This window comes from Allobosea sp. 2RAB26, from assembly GCF_052115465.1.
Lineage (GTDB): Bacteria > Pseudomonadota > Alphaproteobacteria > Rhizobiales > Beijerinckiaceae > Allobosea.
Window position 1 is genome coordinate 310,256 of the sequence record NZ_JBFRGS010000002.1, and the last position, 18,948, is coordinate 329,203.

Annotated in this window: 20 protein-coding genes and 1 pseudogene; 8 read left to right on the plus strand and 13 right to left on the minus strand. The window is 65.1% G+C overall.

The genetic code is table 11. The annotated features are described in order from the left end of the window. Nucleotides 1-2: 2 nt before the first annotated feature. Both msrA and AB4118_RS04570 read left to right on the plus strand, forming a co-directional pair. A complete protein-coding gene (gene msrA / locus AB4118_RS04565) occupies nt 3-755 on the plus strand; it encodes a peptide-methionine (S)-S-oxide reductase MsrA (RefSeq protein ID WP_441488615.1) in 753 nt (250 codons plus the stop codon). Between the two features lie 29 nt (nt 756-784). Then, nucleotides 785-1,204, plus strand: a complete 420-nt coding sequence (locus AB4118_RS04570) for an NUDIX hydrolase (protein ID WP_441488616.1) — start codon at nt 785-787, stop codon at nt 1,202-1,204. A gap of 37 nt (nt 1,205-1,241) precedes the next feature. Here the strand turns inward: AB4118_RS04570 and AB4118_RS04575 are convergent, their stop codons facing one another. Further along, nucleotides 1,242-2,132: a LysR substrate-binding domain-containing protein gene (locus AB4118_RS04575; protein WP_441488617.1), complete on the minus strand. Its 891-nt coding sequence runs from the start codon at nt 2,130-2,132 to the stop codon at nt 1,242-1,244. 232 nt (nt 2,133-2,364) lie between these two features. On the opposite strand from AB4118_RS04575, the gene AB4118_RS04580 reads away from it, so the two are divergent. Next, nucleotides 2,365-3,156: a class I SAM-dependent methyltransferase gene (locus AB4118_RS04580; protein WP_441488618.1), complete on the plus strand. Its 792-nt coding sequence runs from the start codon at nt 2,365-2,367 to the stop codon at nt 3,154-3,156. 19 nt (nt 3,157-3,175) lie between these two features. On the opposite strand, the gene AB4118_RS04585 is transcribed toward AB4118_RS04580, so the two are convergent. The 7 genes and pseudogenes from AB4118_RS04585 to AB4118_RS04615 form a co-directional block, all read right to left on the minus strand. Beyond that, a complete protein-coding gene (locus tag AB4118_RS04585; RefSeq protein WP_441488619.1) occupies nt 3,176-3,565 on the minus strand; it encodes a DUF779 domain-containing protein in 390 nt (129 codons plus the stop codon). Between the two features lie 184 nt (nt 3,566-3,749). After that, on the minus strand, nt 3,750-5,267 hold the full coding sequence (adh, locus tag AB4118_RS04590; protein ID WP_441488620.1) for an aldehyde dehydrogenase: 1,518 nt from the start codon (nt 5,265-5,267) through the stop codon (nt 3,750-3,752). 158 nt (nt 5,268-5,425) lie between these two features. Further along, nucleotides 5,426-6,400: a GAF domain-containing protein gene (locus AB4118_RS04595; protein ID WP_441488621.1), complete on the minus strand. Its 975-nt coding sequence runs from the start codon at nt 6,398-6,400 to the stop codon at nt 5,426-5,428. Nucleotides 6,401-6,747: 347 nt separating this feature from the next. After that, nucleotides 6,748-7,563: a 3-methyl-2-oxobutanoate hydroxymethyltransferase gene (gene panB, locus AB4118_RS04600; protein WP_441488622.1), complete on the minus strand. Its 816-nt coding sequence runs from the start codon at nt 7,561-7,563 to the stop codon at nt 6,748-6,750. An 88-nt stretch (nt 7,564-7,651) separates the two neighbouring features. Beyond that, nucleotides 7,652-8,065, minus strand: a pseudogene (locus AB4118_RS04605) (cell wall hydrolase); the annotation flags it as partial. Nucleotides 8,066-8,499: 434 nt separating this feature from the next. Beyond that, nucleotides 8,500-8,772, minus strand: a complete 273-nt coding sequence (locus tag AB4118_RS04610) for a hypothetical protein (protein ID WP_441488623.1) — start codon at nt 8,770-8,772, stop codon at nt 8,500-8,502. Between the two features lie 338 nt (nt 8,773-9,110). Continuing rightward, entirely contained in the window at nt 9,111-9,632 is a 522-nt protein-coding gene (locus tag AB4118_RS04615) for a hypothetical protein (protein WP_441488624.1), read from the minus strand. A gap of 42 nt (nt 9,633-9,674) precedes the next feature. Here AB4118_RS04615 and AB4118_RS04620 point away from each other — a divergent pair, with 42 nt between their 5' ends. Further along, a complete protein-coding gene (locus tag AB4118_RS04620; protein ID WP_441488625.1) occupies nt 9,675-10,706 on the plus strand; it encodes an AraC family transcriptional regulator in 1,032 nt (343 codons plus the stop codon). 103 nt (nt 10,707-10,809) lie between these two features. Here the strand turns inward: AB4118_RS04620 and AB4118_RS04625 are convergent, their stop codons facing one another. Genes AB4118_RS04625 through AB4118_RS04635 form a run of 3 tightly spaced genes read right to left on the minus strand, consistent with a single transcriptional unit; the run spans nt 10,810 to nt 13,867 of the window. Further along, entirely contained in the window at nt 10,810-11,604 is a 795-nt protein-coding gene (locus AB4118_RS04625; protein ID WP_441488626.1) for an ABC transporter ATP-binding protein, read from the minus strand. Nucleotides 11,605-11,606: 2 nt separating this feature from the next. Beyond that, the gene (locus tag AB4118_RS04630) at nt 11,607-12,674 is read right to left on the minus strand and encodes a FecCD family ABC transporter permease (protein ID WP_441488840.1); all 1,068 of its coding nucleotides are present in this window, start codon (nt 12,672-12,674) and stop codon (nt 11,607-11,609) included. A gap of 11 nt (nt 12,675-12,685) precedes the next feature. Next, nucleotides 12,686-13,867 (minus strand): ABC transporter substrate-binding protein, encoded by a 1,182-nt coding sequence (locus AB4118_RS04635; protein WP_441488627.1) that lies wholly within the window; start codon nt 13,865-13,867, stop codon nt 12,686-12,688. A gap of 724 nt (nt 13,868-14,591) precedes the next feature. Here AB4118_RS04635 and AB4118_RS04640 point away from each other — a divergent pair. From AB4118_RS04640 to AB4118_RS04650, 3 genes are all read left to right on the plus strand, one after another. Further along, complete coding sequence (locus tag AB4118_RS04640) at nt 14,592-15,263, plus strand: LuxR C-terminal-related transcriptional regulator (protein WP_441488628.1); 672 nt, start codon at nt 14,592-14,594, stop codon at nt 15,261-15,263. 97 nt (nt 15,264-15,360) lie between these two features. Next, nucleotides 15,361-15,966: a hypothetical protein gene (locus AB4118_RS04645; RefSeq protein WP_441488629.1), complete on the plus strand. Its 606-nt coding sequence runs from the start codon at nt 15,361-15,363 to the stop codon at nt 15,964-15,966. A 214-nt stretch (nt 15,967-16,180) separates the two neighbouring features. Further along, entirely contained in the window at nt 16,181-16,402 is a 222-nt protein-coding gene (locus AB4118_RS04650) for a hypothetical protein (protein WP_069876938.1), read from the plus strand. A 72-nt stretch (nt 16,403-16,474) separates the two neighbouring features. Here AB4118_RS04650 and AB4118_RS04655 read toward each other — a convergent pair whose 3' ends face one another. Further along, nucleotides 16,475-17,113 carry an alpha/beta hydrolase family protein gene (locus AB4118_RS04655; RefSeq protein WP_441488630.1) on the minus strand — a complete coding sequence of 213 codons (639 nt, stop codon included), beginning with the start codon at nt 17,111-17,113 and terminating at the stop codon, nt 16,475-16,477. Nucleotides 17,114-17,308: 195 nt separating this feature from the next. Next, nucleotides 17,309-18,427, minus strand: a complete 1,119-nt coding sequence (locus tag AB4118_RS04660) for an FAD-dependent oxidoreductase (RefSeq protein WP_441488631.1) — start codon at nt 18,425-18,427, stop codon at nt 17,309-17,311. Between the two features lie 54 nt (nt 18,428-18,481). Here AB4118_RS04660 and AB4118_RS04665 point away from each other — a divergent pair, with 54 nt between their 5' ends. After that, nucleotides 18,482-18,928: a MarR family winged helix-turn-helix transcriptional regulator gene (locus AB4118_RS04665; protein WP_441488632.1), complete on the plus strand. Its 447-nt coding sequence runs from the start codon at nt 18,482-18,484 to the stop codon at nt 18,926-18,928. Nucleotides 18,929-18,948: the final 20 nt, after the last annotated feature.

An 18,948-nucleotide genomic window follows, 5' to 3' on the forward strand; every position in this document is an offset into this window, starting at 1 on the left:
ACATGACACATCCACGCGCCAAGACCGCCGGATCGCCCGTCGCGCGCTACGGCCGGCCTGCCCTCGCCGCCCTGGCGCTGATCGGGCTCGTCGGCCTCGGCCTGCGGATTTCACCATCGGCCGCCGAGAATGCGCCCCGCGCGATTCCCGCCCTCTCGGCCGCTGAACCGGCCCCGCAAGCCACGTCCGAAGTCGCTGTCCTGGCCGGCGGCTGCTTCTGGGGCGTGCAAGGCGTCTTCCAGCATGTCGACGGCGTCAGCAATGCCGTCTCCGGCTATGCCGGCGGCGAGAAGGCGACCGCCCGCTACGAGCAGGTCGGCTCGGGCCGCACCGGCCATGCCGAAGCGGTCCAGATCACCTATGATCCGCGCAAGATCAGCTATGCGCGCATCCTGCAGGTCTATTTCTCGGCAGCGCATGATCCGACCGAGCTCAACCGCCAGGGTCCCGATATCGGCACGCAGTATCGCTCGGCGATCTTCCCGACCAATGCGGACCAGGCCCGGATCGCCAAGGCCTATATCGCCCAGCTCAACCAGGCGAGGGCCTTCAACGCGGCGATCGTGACCAAGATCGAGCCGGACCGGCCCTTCTACCCGGCCGAGGCCTATCATCAGGACTTCCTGACGAAGAACCCGAGCCACCCCTATATCGTGATCAACGACCTGCCGAAGATCGAAAGCCTGAAGCGCCTGTATCCCGCGCTCTATCGCCCGGACCCGGCGCTCGTCGCCAAGACCGGTCTCTCCAACTGAAGGAACGGACCAATCGGCCTGCCGGACAGATGCCTTTGCCCCCCCCGCCGACGATCAGGATCGCGGCCGCCCTGCTCACGGACCGACAGGACCGGCTGATCCTGGTGCGGAAGCGCGGCACCAGCGCCTTCATGCAGCCCGGAGGCAAGATCCAGCCCGACGAGACGCCGCTGGCGGCGCTGATACGCGAGCTGCACGAGGAACTCGGCCTTGTCGTCGCGTCGTCGTCGCCGCGCTATCTCGGCTGTTTCGCGGCGCCTGCAGCCCATGAGCAGGGTTTCACCGTCGAGGCGGAGCTGTTCAGCCTGTCCGCGGATCGGACGCTCGCCCCCGCCGCGGAGATCGCGGAGCTGATCCGGTTCGATCCGGCTTGCGCGCCCCATCCCGAACTCGCCCCGCTGACGCGCGATGCCATCCTGCCGCTCCATCGGACACGCGCCGGTTCCTGACACGCCGTCTCCCGCGATCTCGGCGACAGGCGACGGCTCAATGGGCGGCAGCTTCGGCGGCGAATTCTTCGGCGATCCAGGCGAGGAAGGCGCGCGCGGCCGGTGAAACGCCATGATCCCTGGCGGGGATGGCGGCAAGGCCATCGGCGAACGGAACAAACCCGCAAGGCGCAACCAGCCTGCCGGCCGCAAGGTCTTCCCCGACCATGCGCTGCTCGACAAGCGCCACGCCCAAGCCCGCCAGCGCGGCCTCGATGCAGAGATGCGTGTGCGGAAAGAAGAGCTCCGCCTCGTGGCTCGCCGTCAGGCCCGTATTGACCTGCCAGGTCTCCCAGGCGCTCGCGCTGTGCTCATGGGCAATCCGGGTCGAGCAGACCAGGCGCTCGCCGTCCCGCGTGATCGCATGCCCGGGAGCGCAGACGGGCCCGAAGGCGATATCGGTCAGGCGGATCGCCCTCTCCCGGTCGCACGCGGGATAGGAGCGGCGATCCCAGACCAGCACCAGATCGGCGCCCTGGTGCCTGATCTCCTGCGCGGAAGTCATCGACAGCCGCAGCCGGATCTCGGGATGGCGACGGTAGAAGCCCTGCAGATGCGGCACGAGCCAGCGCATGGCGAAGGTGGCGCTGCAGGCCACATGCACGCTCGGCCCGCGCGCCTCCTCCAGCACGCGCAGCCAGCCCTGCTCGAGCGCATCGAGCGATTTGGCGACGACCTGCCGCAAGGCCTCGCCGCGTTCATTCAGCCGCAAGCCGGTCCCCGCCTTCTCGAAAAGCTCCACACCCGAATGATCCTGCAGGCTCCGAAGCTGGCGGCTGACCGCGCCATGGGTTCGGCCGAGCTCCTCGCCCGCACGCGTCACCGAGCCGAGACGCGCCGTCGCCTCAAAGGCCCTGAGGGCGGAAAGCGGCGGAAGCTTGCGCGGCATGACTGATGGTCCGGGAGTTTTACTCACCATGATCGGATTTTAACTCGATAGCATGAGGGGCAGCGCACCTCTAGAAGAACCGCCATGGCCGGCCAGCTTTCAGTCGATCCCCTGTCCTCATGGGTGGATCGAGGAAGGCAGGTGGCTGTGCATTGAATTAACTGAACGCGCGCGATGCGCGGCGCAAGCCCGCGCGCATAGCCAGCCCTTTTGACGCAACAGGGAGATCTCGATGACGGTCGGTTCGGTGAATCCACGACAAGCGGATGGCAGCGCCGGGGACGCGAATTACGGCGTCATCGGCGCGGGCTATACCGCGTATCGGCAGCCCGAGCCGGCAATTGCCGCCCAGATCGAGCAGGCCCTCGGCACCGCGCGGACCGTGCTGAATGTCGGAGCCGGCGCGGGCTCCTACGAACCGCGGGATCGCGACGTCATCGCCGTCGAGCCCTCGGCCTCGATGCGCGCCCAGCGCCCCTCCGATCTCGCCCTTGCCATCGATGGGATCGCCGAGGCGCTGCCTTTCCCGGACGGGCATTTCGACGCCAGCATGACGACCTTCTCCATCCATCAATGGAAGAACCTGGAGGCCGGGCTTGCCGAGATGCGGCGCGTGACGCGCGGACGGATCATCATCCTGAGCTGCGACCCCGATCTGGTGCAACGCTTCTGGCTGAACGATTACGCGCCCGAGGTTCTCGCCACCGAGGCCCGCCGCTACCCCGCGCTTGGCCGCATCCGCACATTGCTCGGCGGCCAGACGCGCGCCGACCCGGTCGCCATTCCCTTCGACTGCCGGGACGGTTTCAACGAGGCCTATTATGGGCGCCCGGAACGCCTGCTCGAAGCCGGAGCCCGGGCGGCGAATTCGGCCTGGAGCTTCGTCGGCGACCCGGCCCGCGCGGGCTATGTCGCACATCTCCAGCGCGCGCTCGAAGACGGCAGCTGGGACGCGCGTCACGGGGCGTTGCGCCGGCAAGCGGCCTTCGATGGTTCCTTGCGGCTGATCATCGCCGAACCGTAAGGCCGGCTGGACCTGCAGCTCAGCCGGCGGAGCTGATTGTCCCGCCATCGAGGCGGCACATCTCCTCGCCGGAAAAGGCACGCGAGCGCGTGAGGAAGCGCTGCTCCGTGCCGTTCTCCAGCGAGAACATTCCGCCCCGGCCGGGGACGACGTCGATGATCAGCTGGGTATGGCGCCAGAGGGCGAATTGCGAACCGCTGATATAGACCGGAACGCCGCCAACCTCGCCCAGCTTCACGTCATGGTCCGAGACGATGAAATCGCCCTGCGGATAGCACATCGGCGAGGAGCCATCGCAGCAGCCTCCCGACTGATGAAACAGAATGTCTCCGTGCTTGGCCTGCAGCCGCGCGATCAGGCGTAGCGCAGCCGGAGTGGCGGTGACCTGCTCGATGGCTTGCTCGCTCATGCCGGAGCTCCGCGGGGTTGTGGGACGAGGATGAAGCGCCGCTCGCCGATGCTCAACACCGGGCAATGCGGCCTGCGGGACATCCCAGCGTGCCCGCAGCAAGGTTTTCGCTGCGGGCAAGCGCCTGAAGACGCCAGCTTCCTCAGGGAGAAGCTGGACGTCTTCAGGAGAAGCCCCAGGGGCTTCAGAAGAAGCCGAGCTTCTTCGGGGAGTAGCTCACCAGCATGTTCTTGGTCTGCTGGTAATGGTCGAGCATCATCTTGTGGTTCTCGCGACCGATGCCGGACTGCTTGTAGCCGCCGAAGGCCGCATGCGCGGGATAGGCGTGGTAGCAATTGGTCCAGACCCGGCCCGCCTGGATCGCGCGGCCGAAGCGATAGGCGCGGTTGCCGTCACGGGTCCAGATGCCGGCGCCGAGGCCGTAGAGCGTGTCATTGGCGATCGAGAGCGCCTCTTCGTCGTCCTTGAACGTCGTGACGGAGACGACCGGCCCAAAGATCTCCTCCTGGAAGACCCGCATCTTGTTGTGGCCCTTCAGGACGGTCGGCTTGACGTAATAGCCGCCCGCCAGGTCGCCCGGCAGCTCGTTTCGTGCGCCACCGATCAGCACCTCGGCGCCCTCCTGCCGGCCGATATCGAAATAGCTCAGGATCTTCTCGAGCTGCTCGGACGAGGCCTGCGCACCAATCATCGTCGCGCTATCCAGCGGGTCGCCCTGCTTGATCGACTCGACGCGCTTCAGCGCCTTCTCCATGAAGCGATCATAGATGCTCTCATGGACCAGGGCGCGGCTCGGACAGGTGCAGACTTCGCCCTGGTTGAGCGCGAACATGACGAAGCCTTCGATCGCCTTGTCGAAGAAATCGTCATCCTCGAGCGTCACATCCTTGAAGAAGATGTTCGGGGACTTGCCGCCCAGCTCCAGCGTCACCGGGATCAGGTTGTGACTGGCATATTGCATGATCAGGCGGCCGGTCGTGGTCTCGCCGGTGAAGGCGATCTTGGCGATGCGGTTGCTCGAGGCGAGCGGCTTGCCGGCCTCCAGGCCGAAGCCGTTGACGATGTTCAGGACGCCCGGCGGCAGGATGTCGGCGATCAGCTCGGCCAGGACGAGGATCGAGGCGGGCGTCTGTTCGGCCGGCTTGAGCACGACGCAGTTGCCGGCGGCGAGCGCCGGCGCCAGCTTCCAGACTGCCATCAGGATCGGGAAGTTCCAGGGAATGATCTGGCCGACGACGCCGAGCGGCTCGTGGAAGTGATAGGCGACCGTATCATGGTCGATTTCGGAGATGCCGCCTTCCTGCGCGCGCACCGCGCCGGCGAAATAGCGGAAATGGTCGATCGCCAGCGGCATGTCCGCAGCGGTCGTCTCCCGGATCGGCTTGCCGTTGTCCCAGGTCTCGGCCAGCGCGAGAAGCGCGAGATTCTCCTCCATCACATCGGCGATCTTGTTGAGGAGCAGCGCCCGCTCGGCGGCGCTGGTGCGGCCCCAGGCACCCTTGGCGGCATGGGCGGCGTCGAGCGCCGCCTCGATGTCGTTCGCGTCGGAGCGCGCGACCTCGCAGAGCAGCCGGCCATTCACCGGAGAGGTGTTCTCGAAATAGCGCCCTGACTGGGGCTCGGCCCATTTGCCGTTGATGAAATTGCCATAGCGCGCCTTGAACGGCGTCGCGGTCGTGCGGTTGAATTCGGACTTGTTCATCTCATCCTCCATCGCAGCGCTGTGAGGCCGCGCCCTGGAGGGCAGGATCGGCCGCAATGCTTGGCGTTGTCAGGAGGCGTGCGGCGCTTTCAGATGCCCGACTGTCTCAGCTTTGCGACAGGTTTCGGAAGAGATTGCATGTTCGGCCACGCGTGCGCTCACCGGCCGCGCTGGAGCCCGAGCCTTGTCAGCTTCCGGTGCATGGTGGCGCGGCTGACCCCGAGCATGCGCGCCGCCGCCGAGACATTGCCATTGGCCCGCGCCAGAGCCCGCTGCACGACGCCGCGCTCGGCGGCGCTCAACGCCTCGGCAGGCCTTGCCTCGTCACCCGCCAGGAGATCGTCGGCGGGAAATGGGTGCGCGAGCCGCTCGTCGGTCAGTCCATAGGCCAGCCGCGCCGCCCGGCTCGCCCCGATGACGAGATCCTCCTTGTCGACGGCCAGCAAACCGCCGCCGCCGCCGAAGCGGTCCTGGGCGACGACGATGCGTGCCTTGGGAAAAGCCATCCGGAAATGATGAGCCTCGATCCTGTGCGCCGCCTCGACCGTCGCGCTGGCGACGAGCTTCAGCATGGCCGGCGTCAGGTCGGCCCGGCAGGTCGAGACATCCAGCGTCGCGATCAGCCGCCCCTGCGCGTCCCAGATCGGGGCGACGCTGCAGCTCAGGCCGATATTGCGCGTCAGGAAATGCTGGTCGCGGTGGATCGTCAACGGACGCCCCTCCGCGAGGCAGGTTCCGACGCCGTTGGTGCCCTCGCTGGCCTCGCTCCAGACCATTCCGGTCCAGAGCCCGATATTGCGGAAATCGACATCGTCGCCGACGACGCCCCGTCGATCGAGCGGCACGCCCTCGCGATCGGTGAACAGCACGCAGCAGCCGGCATCGCCGACCGACTGGAAGAGCCGATCAAGGGTCGACTGCGCCACTCGGATCAGCGGATCCAGGCGTTCGAAGGCGGCATCGAATTCATGCTGGCTGAGCCGCCAGGGCGGCCGGGCGTGGTTGGGATCGAGCCCGTATTTGACCGCGGAACGCGACCAGGACGCCGCCACGGCCGATTGCGCCACTGCCGCAGCGTTGTTCAATGTCGAATATATCCGGTCAGCGTGCAGGCCTCGCGCAGTCTCGACCATGCTCGGCATCCATTTCCACCCATTTCGCACATTCAGTCCGAGCCGAGGGCAGTTTCGCCATTGGCATCCGTGCGATTTTCGGCATGTTCCAGCCGTTCAGGCGCTGGTGTCAACAGTCAGATCGGCGAATGCCGGGAAAGCGGGGCCTTTCGGCGGAACCGGCACCGGACGATGCAAGAGCGCGCCCTTCCGGGATGCGCCCGAATCGTCATGGGCGGGCATCCCTCAAGGAAGCCCATCGCTATATTCTAATTGATATAATGAAAAATCGATCAGAGCCGCCTTTGACTTGACGAGTCCTGGGCCCGCGAGCCCCTCCGACAGATCGCGCCTGCCCGCACCGGCGCTCAGTAACTATGTTCCGGACCGGGAAACTCCCGGCTTTTCACCGCGGCGACATAGGCCTCGACCGCCTGCTGGATCGAGCCCGCGCCGACCATGAAGTCCTTGGAGAAACGTGGCCTTTTGCCGGGATAGACGCCGATTGCGTCGTGGAGGACGAGCACCTGACCATTGCAGTGGACACCGGCGCCGATCCCGATCGTCAGCATGGCGTCGCTCGCCTCGCCAATCTCGGCGGCGAGCGTCGACGGCACCATTTCCAGCACGAGGAAGCGCGCACCCGCCTGCTCCAGCGCGGCGGCGTCGGCCTTCAGCTTGGTCGCAGCATCAGCCGATTTGCCCTGGACCCGGTAGCCGCCGAGCTGGTGTACCGATTGCGGCGTCAGCCCGAGATGGCCGCAGACCGGGACGCCACGCTCGACGAGAAATCGAACGGTTTCGACCGCATAGTCGGAGCCTTCGAGCTTCACCATATGGGCGCCGGCAGCCATCAGCCTGGCGGCGTTGTGCATGGCTTGGGCAGGACCTTCCTGATACGAGCCGAACGGCATGTCGGCCATGATGAAGGCGCGCCTGGCGCCGCGCGCCACGCAGGCCGTGTGATAGGCCATCTGCTCCATGGTCACGGGCAGGGTCGTGGCGTGCCCCTGCAGCACATTCCCCATGGAATCGCCGATGAGCAGGATCTCGACACCGCAGCTCTCGAGCAGGCTCGCGAAGCTCGAATCGTAGCAGGTCATCATCGCGACCTTCTCGCCCGCCGTTTTCATCCGGGCGAAATCGGCCAGCGTGAGGGCGCGGGCATCGGACAGATAGGCCATAGGCATGACTCCCGGCGAGACTGATCGCCGCGCAACCTATAGGGGCCGCGCTCGCAATTGCGAAGCGAGCGCCGGCCTCAGGTCCGGGTCACCCTGAATGGGCCAGTCCGGTCGTGCCGCGGCTGTAGAAGATGTGGCGGCCGATCACATCCATCTTCTTCAGCCTCTTCGCCCAGGAGGGCTGGACATAATCGGCGTGATAATGCGTGGAATCGCCGACCTCCACCAGATAGGTCCGGCCCTCGTAAACCTCACGTGCGATGCGCTGGGCCACCTGCCACTGCTCCGGCTCCTTGATGCGCAGCGACTTGCCCTCGCAGGCGAAGGTGAACTGGCAGGCGAGCCTGCGGTGGCGGTTCTGATAGACGACGCCGCAGACGGACCCCGGATAATACCCGCTCTTGACCCGGTTGAGCACCACCTGGGCGACGGCGACGCGCCCGTCCTCCGCTTCGGAGCGCGCCTCGAAATAGATCGCCTCGGCGAGGCAGCGCTGCTCGCTCGCCAGCGTGTCGCCGTCGACGACGACCGGCACGCCGGTGAGAATGAGCTGCGTGGTCGCCAGGGTCGTGGCGGGCGGCTCGACAAAGGCCGCAAGCGAAAGCAACGCCAGTGGGGCGATGCGCTTCATGGGGATACTCCGGGGGTAAGGGTCAAGCCGTGCGTTCGCGGTCCGGATCCATCGTCGGCAGGATCAGCGGCCCTTGTGGCTTGGTCTGTTTGCTGGGTTTGGGCGCCGCGGCCTGACCGGAGACGAGCACGTCAAGGCTCTCACGGAGGCTTTGGAGGCGGAAAAGAACTCGTTCTGCTGGAGCTTGTCCCGAAGCATGGCGAAGGCCCTGCGTAGCGCAGCGTCTCGATATGCCGAAGGCGACAAGGCTGTTTGACTAACGGGAGTTAACTGGCGTTACGGCCATTGCGCTGAGGGGTGCGGCATCAAGCGGCCTCGTGCCGAGGCGTTACCTCGCCGCTCAGCGCGCGGGAGAACCACGGAACGGCATCAGGTTTCAGGCTATTCATCGACGATTGATCTGTATTAGCGCGCCGCCCGGATGCGCCGGCGTCGCGCCGGAACGCGACAGTGGAAATGACGACCACTTCGCAGGCGACAATCTTTCCCGCCGTCGACCGAGAGTGATGACCGTTACTTGAAGCAAAAATCTGTATCGCAAACATACAGTCTGCATCACCGTTGAGTTTAACGTTCATGGCAGATCTACCTCGACAACGTCGGCTCGGCGCACCCGAAAAATGTTGCTGACGGCTCTGCCTCTTTTTCCTAACTACCAAAGATTTTTTCTCTCCCGATTTGAGACTGCATTGTTCGCCGATCGAAGCGCTATGGACAGGGAGTTCGGCAACTTTGTGACCGTTCCTGCCGGTAGGTGATTCAGACGCGCATCGCGCCGGGATCCCTCAGGAATATGCGCGCCGAGTTTCGTGCTCAATATTTTGGTAAATCGCAATTAATATTATTAGTTTAATTTAATAAACATAAATCGATCCGATAATACTGACGCATATTAGCAGGCGCGCAGATTTTAGATTCATCGCCTTTGCCCGCACTGACCCGAATCTTGCGAGGGAACAAACTTCCCGCCGACAATGGCATTGCGGCTATGAATCGCTTCTCCGGTGTTGACGATGATCGTTGTCGTCTGGATGGCTCCGCCAGAGGTTGGCTCAGCGAATGAGACAACAGCCTGCCCGGAGCCGATCGTGCCGAAATTCGGCCACAAGGTCACCGAGCCCGCGCCGCCAGTCAGGGAAGCGGAGCTTTTATCGGTGTCCCAAACAAAGGTCAGGGCATTGCGAAAGCTAGGGAACCTGCATTCCCAGGCAAAGGTCGCAGCGTGACCGGTCGAAGAAATCATGATCCCGACAGCGCTCAATGAGGCCAGACGCGGGCGAGATCTCATCCATAGGCTCCAATTCCGCGACAGGTTTGTTCTGGGCTTATTGGTTTGTCCTGGGCCTATTGCCTTCGAGGCGTGGCCGGTGTGCGCACGCAGACCGGACATCCCTGAAATACGTTGCTGGAGCATCCGACGCTTGTTAATTTCGGCCAAGATTTTGCTCGTCCCGGACATGAGCAGGGGAGTTCGGCGGCTTTGCCACGCGATCTGACCTCCCTGCCGACCACGCTAGCGGGCATCTCGCGTCTTGCCGTTGCGCGTCTTGCCGGCGCCGGCATACCGGCCGCGCCTCTCCTGAACGAGGTCGGCCTGACCGAGGACATGCTCGCCGATCACGATCAGAGAGTGCCCTCCCGGCGTCAGGTCGCATTCCTGGACCGGGCCGCGGCGGCACTGGGTGATGATTGCCTCGGCTTCACTCTGGCCCAGGAATTCGACCCCCGTTCCATGGGTTTGCTGTTCTACGTGATGGCATCCTCACAAACGCTCGGCGACGCAACGCAACGCATTGCGCGCTACAGCGCGATCACCAATGAAGCGCTGGTCTTCAGCATTGCCGAGGGAAGCGGGTTCACCGTCACGCTGAGCTATGCCGGCCTTCCCCGGCATTGCGATCGGCACCAGGCCGAGTTCTGCATTTTTGGAGCAATCAGGATCTGCCGCATCCTGACCGGCGCAAACCTCGTCCCACAACACGTCTCGATCGCGCATCACCGATCGGGCGACACCTCTGCGATGTCGCGGTTTGCCGGGACGAAGGTGGAGTTCGGCGCCGAGACCGATGCATTCGTTCTGCAGGCCGATGCGCGCGAACGCCATCTCGTGAATGCCGACCCTTACCTCAACGATCTCCTCCAGACCTATTGCGAGGCGGCGCTATCATCCCGCACGACCAATGCGAGCCCGCTTCGGGTGAGCGTCGAGAATGCGATTGCTCCGCTGCTGCCTCACGGCAAGGTTCGCGCCGAAGTCATCGCCCGCCAGCTTGGATTAAGCGAACGGACACTGGCGCGAAGGCTTGCCGAGGAGGGGCTGAGCTTTTCGGAAGTCCTCCGGCTGCTGCGGCGTGATCTGGCTTTGCGCTATCTCAATGATGGCGACCACCATGTCTCCAAGGTCGCCTGGCTGCTGGGTTTCCACGAAGTCAGCGCGTTCTCGCATGCGTTCAAGCAATGGACCGGGCTGGCGCCGAGCCAGATGCGGCTGGGCGGCATCCCGAACGGATGAATGTCGCTTGGCCGACGCCAAGGCCGTTGGCGCAGTCGGCGCGGCCAGAGTGCATGCGACGCCCATCTGCCGGGGCGAAGAGCGGCGCCCCCCCCCTGCCCTCTCAGGCCGTCGGCCGCTCGGTGCCGGCGCGCAGCGCGGTGTCGACCAGGAGATTGCCGGTCGCACCCTGTTCCAGCGTGATGTCGACGCCATACACGTCCGACGCCGCGGGATGGGAGAGGACATCCCTGGGGCGGCCATCGGCGACGACGGTCTTGCGGTCGATCAGCAGGAAGCGATCCGCGCAGCGGCTGGCCAGTGCCAGATCGTGCAAGGCGACGAGCGTGACCTGACCGCGCCGCCGCGTCGTCTCGCGGATGACATTGGTCACCTGCAACTGCCGGCGCAGGTCGAGCGCGCTTGTCGGCTCGTCGAGCAGGAGCACGCTGGGCGCGCGCACCAGGGCCTGGGCCACGGAGACGAGCTGCTGCTGGCCACCCGAAAGGTCCGACACCGGAACCTCCGAGAGATGGTCGATATGCAGCGTGCCGAGCGCCTCCTCCACCGCCCGCAGATCCTCGCGCGTGGCGCGGCCGCCATGGGCTTTCCGGGCGAGCAACACATAATCGAAGACGCAGAGCGCAGCCCGCATCGCGACATGCTGCGACAGGAAGAAGATCGCATCATGCCGCTGCCGCGATGTCATTCCGGCAAGGTCGGCCCCGTCGAGCCGCATGGTGCCGGCGCGCGGGCGCAGCAGCCCGGCGACGAGGCGAAACAGGGTGGATTTTCCAACTCCGTTCGGCCCGACCACGGCGGTGACGGTGCCGCGCTCGAGCCCGAGCGCGCTGAGCCCGTCGAAGACGTCGCCGCGGCCGCGATAGGCGAAACCGATCGACTCGATCGAGAGGCTCATTGTCAGCGCTCCCGGCGGATCGACATCACGAGGCTGAGGAAGAACGGCACGCCGACGAGGGCGGTGATGATGCCGATGGGATAGATGATCCCCGGGGTAATGCCCTTCGACAGCGTCGACGCGACCGACAGGATGAGGCCGCCTGCAATCGCCGCGACCGGCACGAAATAGCGCTGGTCCTCGCCGACCAGCAGCCGGGCGATATGCGGCCCTACCAGGCCGATGAAGCCGATCGTGCCGACGAAGGCGACGGCGGTCGAGGCCAGCAGCGAGATGCAGACCAGCATTTCCAGGCGCAGCCGCGCGACGCGCACGCCGAGGGCGGCGGCCCGCTCGTCGCCCATGGTGAGCGCGGTCAGCATCCAGCTGCGATGCAGGCAGAACGGCAGGATGACCCCAAGCAGGCCGGCGCAGATCCCGAGCTTCGTCCAGGTGGCGCGCGACAGGCTGCCCATCATCCAGAAGATGATCTGCTGCAGCTGGGTTTCGGACGAGTGGAACTGGATGAAGGCCAGAAGCGCGTTGAAGGTGAAGAACAGCGCGATGCCGACGAGCACGAAGGTCTCGACGGTGACGCCGCGCAGCCGCGTGAACAGGAACAGGATCGCCGAGGTCGCGAGCGCGAACAGGAAGGCGTTCGCCGTCACCAGGAAGGCCCCCGCGAAGGGCACGAGCGAGACGCCGGTCGCGATGGCAAGCGCCGCACCGAAGCTCGCCGCCGACGAGATGCCGAGCGTGAACGGATCGGCGAGAGGATTGCCGAGGATGGTCTGCATCTGCGCCCCGGCAGTGCCCAGCATGGCACCGACGAGAATGGCCATCACCGCGACGGGCAGGCGCACATCCCAGACGATCACGTCGAGCTTCGGGCCCATCGATCCCGGTTCGAGGATGACGCGCGCCACATCCATCAAGGGGAAATTGCCGGGCCCCACCGAGACATCGACCACGAGCGCCAGCGTGAGCAGCGCAAGCGCCCCGACAGCGAGCAGGAGCTTGCGCAGCACCCGCCGCCGATAGCGCTCGCTGGCCGTATCGGCAGGCGGCTGGAAGGCCGGCGTATCGGACAGGGCCATGGCGATCAGTTCATCTCGATCCAGAACTTGCCGGTCAGCTTGATCGGCAGGAAGCGGTCATGCAGCTCCTGGAAGGTCGCCCAGGCGTCGAGATCCTTGAACTCGTTGGGGTGCATCCACTTGGCGAGCGCCTGGATCGCCACGAAATGGTACGGGCTCTGGTAGAACTGGTGATAGATCGCCATCACCCTCCGGTTCTTCACGGCCGTCAGTCCCGGAAATCCGGCCCGGGCGACAAGGCCCTTGAGCTGCGCGGCGGCGCGTTCGGGCTGGGTCTCGTAGCCGAGCCAGACAGCGATATTGCCGGGGTTGCTGTTCGACCAGTTGGCGCCGGTCATCAGCAGGAATTGCGGATCATCGACGATGATCTTCTCCGGATTGACCATGCCGCCGGCACCGGAAAAATACTTCGATCCCCAGTTCATGCCGCCGGCTTCGGAGACGAATTCGCCGAAGTTGAAATTGCCGAACGACTGGCAGCAGGCAGACGGGTTGAGGCCGGCAGCCTGCTCGGCAAAGACCAGCGGCCGCTGATCCTGCTTCAGCCGCGTCGTGACGTTGTAGACCCGCCGCATCTGCTGCGAATAATAGTCGATGAAGCTATTGGCCGCGTCGATGCGGTCGAAGACCCGGCCGAGCAGAAGCATGCTCGGCACGGTGTTCTGCGTCGGGCGCTCGCGGAAATCGATGAAGATCGTCGGAATGCCGGCCTTGGCCAGGTTGTCGACGACGCCGGACTGCATCGCCTTGTCCAGGAAGCCGAGCGACAGGATGACGAGGTCCGCATCGAGCGTGATCGCCTTCTCCACGCTGAAATCGCTCGAGGCGAGCGCGCTCACCAATGTCATCGACTTGGCGGCAGGGACATCCGCCAGGTAGCGGTTCCAGGTGTCGGGGTCGAATTTCGGCAGGTCGTCGCCGATGGCGGCGAGTTGCGCGAACGGCTTGTCCTTGCCCATCAGCACGACCGTCGCGGAGAACAGCCGGCCCTCGCCGAGGATGGCCCGTTGCACGCCCTTCTTGACCTTGACGGTGCGGCCGGCAAGGTCGGTCACCTCGATCATGGTGTCGGCAGCCTGCGCGCTGCGGATGCCCGGTGCGGCAAGCAGGGCCAGGGCGGCCATGAGCGCCACGCGCCGGGTCAGCCAAGCAAACCAGCCCGGCACGGATTGTGAATGCCTGTCCATCATGATCCTCGCTCTATCGATTGCCGTTTGCGCATGGGGATGGCGCAGCGGTCCTGGCCCAGCCGCCAGTGTTCAACCGGCGGCCTCCCCTCGCCCGACCGCCCTTGATCTGCTCCTGCTCCAGGAAGACGGTTCTCGTGCGGATCGGTTCAAGCAATCGCTGGCTATCGCGCGCACCGAGATACGCAGTCCCGATGGGCAAGAAGATCTCGCGATTCCGCAATACATCGGACTTGGCCGACGGGCGGTTCCAGTCACGCCGGATATTATCCTTGATCGATCGCGTGCTCAGAAGATCCACCGCATCTGTCCTCGTGCAGAATAGCGACCAGTTACAGACTGCGCGGCGATTTGTCACGATACTTCAATAACTTAGAAATACTCAAATCTATAATTAGAATATTTTTAATCTAAACGCTTGGCGAGATGGGCCGGCGCCCGACCTGGCGGGGATGGACAGACCTGGCGATTGCGCTGAACGAGATTGCCATTGCTGGTCTCAGCCGGCCTGGGTGACCGCCGCAGCGGCGCCAGAATGCCCTCCCGCCTGCCGTCATCCACAACCGCAGGCGCAGAAAACGGAACTATTCTACCTAAGGTTTAGCAAGACAGGTTTGTCGACCAGATTGAATCGAGATTGTTCTCATTTTGAGAGGATTTACAAAGAGCGTTGACTACGCAACCATCCGGTCAGGCTTGGGGGGGTAGAGTACAGAGGTCAGCCATGCCGGACCTTTCGGTTGCGATCGTCGATGATCACCCCATGCTGATGGAGGGGATCGCCGTGCTGCTGAAACGCTGGGGCGGTTTCATGCTCGCCGCGACGGGGACTGTCGCAGATCACATCGTGCCGATCGCCAGAACGCATCGCCCTGATGAGATGATCGTCGATCTCAGCATGGCGGGGGATGTCTTCCAGGCGATTGCGGACGCGTTGAAGATCGCTCCCGAGACGAAGATCGTGGTGTTCACCGCCTCGGCCAGCACGGAAGACGCGATCAGGGCCCTGGATGCCGGGGCCAAGGGCTATGTCCTGAAAGGCAGTCCCGGAGAAGACCTCTTCCAGGCTCTTCAGGCGGCACAGCGAGGCGATGTCTATGTCACGCCCTCCTTCGCGACCAAGCTGATCTGTGCGTTGAAAGAAAAGACCCTCGAAAGACAGAAGGCGATCAGCAACAGGCTCAGCGTCCGGGAACAGCAGATCGTCAACCTGCTGCTGCTCGGCAAGATGAACAACGAGATCGCCCGCGAGCTGTCGCTCAGCGCCAAGACCGTCAAGGGTTACATGACCAATCTGATGGCCAAGCTGAACGCGCGCAACCGCCTGGAGGTGGTGCTTGCGGCGCAAAAACTGGCTGCGGGAGCGAACACCCCTGCCGTGATCAGGCGCCCGTGAACGACGCCCGGCCCTGCCGGGCCCGTTGAGAGGGCCGCAGCCGATGGGCTCCAGACGCTAGCCGGGCTCAAGCCAGCCAGAGCCGGGGAGGCTCCGCATGACGGTCGCGGACACTCTTACGCCCGGCACTCCGGTCCAACTGGCTTCCTGGGCGCTCCCGCAGCACCGGGTCATGGGCAGGGCGACACGCTGCGGCATCGCGGCGGCTTGCCTGTGCTGCCTCCTTGTCATCCTCGTCTGTAATCCTGCCCGCGCTGCCGAGTCCGACTTTCTCGAGCGTTTTCGGGGCGACTGGTCCGGCTCCGGCAAGGTCCAGCGCGACGGCGGTAGCCTGCCGCGGCACGTGACCTGCTCGATCATGGGACGCCCCACCGACAATCGGATCAGCGCGCAAGGCAGCTGCCGCGCCTATCTGATCTTCGTGCGCCCGGTCGCGATCGATGTCACCTATGATCCGCGCTCCGGCACCTATCACGGCACCTATACCGGCGCCCGGATCGGCCCCGCCCGGCTCAGCGGCACGCGCAGCGGCGACACCCTGAACCTTCGCATCGAGTGGCCGCGCCCGGTCAATGGCGACACGCAGGCCGCGATGGTCATCCAGAATGACGGCCGCGGCATCCTGCGGATGACCGTCGCGGATAACCTCACGCCCGGCGGCCCGATCCTGCAGACCTCCGAGATCATCCTGGTGCGTCAATAGGCGGGGCCTGGTCGGAGCTGCCCTCGCCCACTCCGGAGAGATGATGCCCTGGCGGGGACCTGCGTCCCGGCTGAAGCGCGCCCTCGAATTCGAGTGCCGTTGGACGAATCGCTCCCCTCTCGCGCCCAATGGTAATCTCGGGGTTGCGATTGGCGTGAACCGGCCTCACTCTAAGGCATGAGCAGTATCGTCTCACGAACCGGCATGGCCATGCATGCGTGAAGAGCGACCCGACCGCCGGCGGAACCGCGCGCCAGGCTACCCGAACCGGCGCTCCGTGATGCTGAGCTCGGAGGCGGACTATATTCGCGCCTGCGCCAGGGCGCGTGATCTCCACGCCGCCGCCCACCATCCGATGGCCGAGCTGGAGCTTGAGAACCTGGCTCTCGCGATCCTGACCTGGGAACTCAAAAGCAGCGGGCCGGACGGAACCTGAGGCCGGCCAGACCGACGAAGCGGCGCCGGGCCCGGGGTCGCGCCGCTTCCCCTGCCCGCGCCGGCCGTGCCCCTACGCCGTGAGGCGATCCGCCCAGGCGGCGACCTTGTTCGACAGCGTCCTCAGATGGTCGTCGATGGAATAGCCCGAGACCGCCTTGCGCGGCTTCAGGTCGTGATCGCCATCGTCGAGCCAGAGGATCTCGATGGCGCTGGAGAGTGTGTAGGTCGACACCTCCTCGCGGGTTCCGAACAGGTCCCTCGTCCCCTGCGCGATCAGCGTCGGCGTCTTCATGGTCGCGAGATGCGCCGTGCGCAGCTGCTCGGGCTTGCCGATCGGGTGGAAGGGATAGCCAAGGCAGAGCAGGCCGGCGATCCGGCCGGATGCGTGCCACTCGTCGGCCAGCATGCTGGCGACACGTCCACCCATCGATTTGCCGCCGATGATGAGCGGCCCCTTGCAATCGAGCGCGCCGATGGCGGCGGCATATTCCGAGATCAGGGTTTCGGCGCGCGGCGGTGGCTTACGACCGGCTGATGTCCGGCGCCCCGCCATGTAACCGAACTCGAACCGGGCCACGCGAAGACCGGCCGCAGCCAAAGCGCCGGCATTGGCCGTCATCGAAGCGGAATCCATCGGAGCCCCCGCGCCATGCGCCAGGAGGATCGTTGTCCTCGCCTCAGCCGGGCCATCCATCAGAAATGCCACCATCGCCGCCTTCGCCTTGCCGGAGTTGTCGGCTTCTCGCCGCGGGCCAATCTTTGGGTTGGCCGAGATGACGCGGAAGCCACCGCAATCAACAGCGTCGCCAGCTCGCGCTCGTCAAGTCCGGCAGCAATCGCGCGCCGATCCACGCGCACATGGCGCCTTGCCGCGCTCGGGCCGATGAATGCCTCCAGGGGCATGTCAGGCTTCGACCCGCTGGCGATACTGATCCAGAACGGCCGCGACGCCCGCGGCCGAAATTGCACCAGCCAGGCCCTCCGCCGCCCCTTCCGCGGCAGGTCTCGCCCGTCGCATCATCGCGGCTTCGTAAGCGGCAACCGCGCCCCATCCATCGCCGCTCGTCAGCGCGTCTGCCAGGTCGACGGCATCGGCGAGCGCCAGATTCACGCCCTCGCCGCCGAAGGGCGACATCAGATGGGCTGCGTCCCCAAGCAAGGTCAGCCCCACCCGGCTTTGCCAGGAATGATCGATCGGCAGCGCATAGAGCGGGCGGACGGCGATAAGCTCGCCACTGTCGATGAGATGGACGAGGGACGGCGCCCAACCTGCGAAACGATCGCGCAGCATTGCCCGGATGCGATCGTCGCCGAGCGACATCCAACCGCGCGCCTCCGCCTCAGGAAGACGCAGACCCGCGTAGCCGCGGATATGGCGGTGTCCATTGCGTTGCGCGATCAGCACCCGATTGTCGCCGACGGCGAACATCTTGCCGCTCCCGACCAACCCATCGACGTCGGGATGGCGTTCGGCAGCGAAGCCGAACTCGACCAGCGTTACCCCCTCGTAGAGCGGCCGGGCATCGGAGAGCAGGGCGCGGACACGCGACCATGCCCCATCCGCACCGATGACGATATCGAAGCGTTCCGAGATTCCGTCGACGACGACATCAAACCCGCCCGCCTCGATCGGTGTCACGGCATCGACCTTGCTCGCCCAACGCAGCGTCATGGGCGCAAGCGAGCCGAGCAGGATCTGGCGCAAGGCGGTCCGGTCGACCTCCGGTCGATTGTCTCCGGCACCGTCGCGGTCGAACAACAGCGTGCCGTTCTGGTCATAGAGCCGGTCGCCCTGATCCTCGGGCCGCGCCACGGCGCGAAACTCGGCTTCGAGCCCAGCCCGGGCGATAGCCTGCTGGCCGGTCTCGGCGTGGAGATCGAGCGAGCCACCCTGTGGCCGGTCACCGGCATGGCGATCCCGCTCGAAGACTGTCGGCTCAAGCCCGCGCAACAGAAGGAGCCGGGCGAGCATCAACCCGCCGGGCCCGCCGCCGATGATCGCGATTTTCGGTCTGGTTGTCATGACAGGATCCTCGATATACATAGGAGCCTATATAACAACATAGGAGCCTATGCAATGACATCCGAGGACTGGGACCCGATGGCCTATCCCGGCCATTATTTCAGCCGGATCGCGCGCGGCCTGGCCCGGATCGGTGATCTACGCCTCGGAAAGATCGGTTTCGCCACCGCTCAGCTTCCGGTGCTGGCCGCCCTGAAAGACGGGGACAGCCGATCGCAAACCGAGCTCGCGCGCTGGGCAAGGGTCGAACAGCCGACAATGGCGCAGCTTCTCGCGCGCATGGAGCGTGACGGCATCATCCGGCGGGAGCCCGATCCGGCCGATCGCCGCAGCAGCCTGATCTCGCTGACGCAGGAGGCACGCGACCGCCTGCCGGCGGGACGGGCGATCCTTCAGCAGAGCAATGAAGAGATGACGCGCGGTCTCTCGGCTGAAGACCAGCAGACGCTGATCGCATTGCTCGGTCGCGTACTCGGGAATCTCGAGGCGATGGAGCGATAGCGCCGGGCGGTCGATCACAT

Bases quoted from the DNA above. Each gene is read 5' to 3' on its own strand.
- msrA (WP_441488615.1), top strand. From the start codon at position 3: ATGACACATCCACGCGCCAAGACCGCCGGATCGCCCGTCGCGCGCTAC.
- AB4118_RS04570 (WP_441488616.1), top strand. From the start codon at position 785: ATGCCTTTGCCCCCCCCGCCGACGATCAGGATCGCGGCCGCCCTGCTC.
- AB4118_RS04575 (WP_441488617.1), bottom strand. From the start codon at position 2,132: ATGCCGCGCAAGCTTCCGCCGCTTTCCGCCCTCAGGGCCTTTGAGGCG.
- AB4118_RS04580 (WP_441488618.1), top strand. From the start codon at position 2,365: ATGACGGTCGGTTCGGTGAATCCACGACAAGCGGATGGCAGCGCCGGG.
- AB4118_RS04585 (WP_441488619.1), bottom strand. From the start codon at position 3,565: ATGAGCGAGCAAGCCATCGAGCAGGTCACCGCCACTCCGGCTGCGCTA.
- adh (WP_441488620.1), bottom strand. From the start codon at position 5,267: ATGAACAAGTCCGAATTCAACCGCACGACCGCGACGCCGTTCAAGGCG.
- AB4118_RS04595 (WP_441488621.1), bottom strand. From the start codon at position 6,400: ATGGTCGAGACTGCGCGAGGCCTGCACGCTGACCGGATATATTCGACA.
- panB (WP_441488622.1), bottom strand. From the start codon at position 7,563: ATGGCCTATCTGTCCGATGCCCGCGCCCTCACGCTGGCCGATTTCGCC.
- AB4118_RS04610 (WP_441488623.1), bottom strand. From the start codon at position 8,772: ATGAACGTTAAACTCAACGGTGATGCAGACTGTATGTTTGCGATACAG.
- AB4118_RS04625 (WP_441488626.1), bottom strand. From the start codon at position 11,604: ATGAGCCTCTCGATCGAGTCGATCGGTTTCGCCTATCGCGGCCGCGGC.
- AB4118_RS04635 (WP_441488627.1), bottom strand. From the start codon at position 13,867: ATGGACAGGCATTCACAATCCGTGCCGGGCTGGTTTGCTTGGCTGACC.
- AB4118_RS04640 (WP_441488628.1), top strand. From the start codon at position 14,592: ATGCCGGACCTTTCGGTTGCGATCGTCGATGATCACCCCATGCTGATG.
- AB4118_RS04645 (WP_441488629.1), top strand. From the start codon at position 15,361: ATGACGGTCGCGGACACTCTTACGCCCGGCACTCCGGTCCAACTGGCT.
- AB4118_RS04650 (WP_069876938.1), top strand. From the start codon at position 16,181: ATGCGTGAAGAGCGACCCGACCGCCGGCGGAACCGCGCGCCAGGCTAC.
- AB4118_RS04655 (WP_441488630.1), bottom strand. From the start codon at position 17,113: ATGGTGGCATTTCTGATGGATGGCCCGGCTGAGGCGAGGACAACGATC.
- AB4118_RS04660 (WP_441488631.1), bottom strand. From the start codon at position 18,427: ATGACAACCAGACCGAAAATCGCGATCATCGGCGGCGGGCCCGGCGGG.
- AB4118_RS04665 (WP_441488632.1), top strand. From the start codon at position 18,482: ATGACATCCGAGGACTGGGACCCGATGGCCTATCCCGGCCATTATTTC.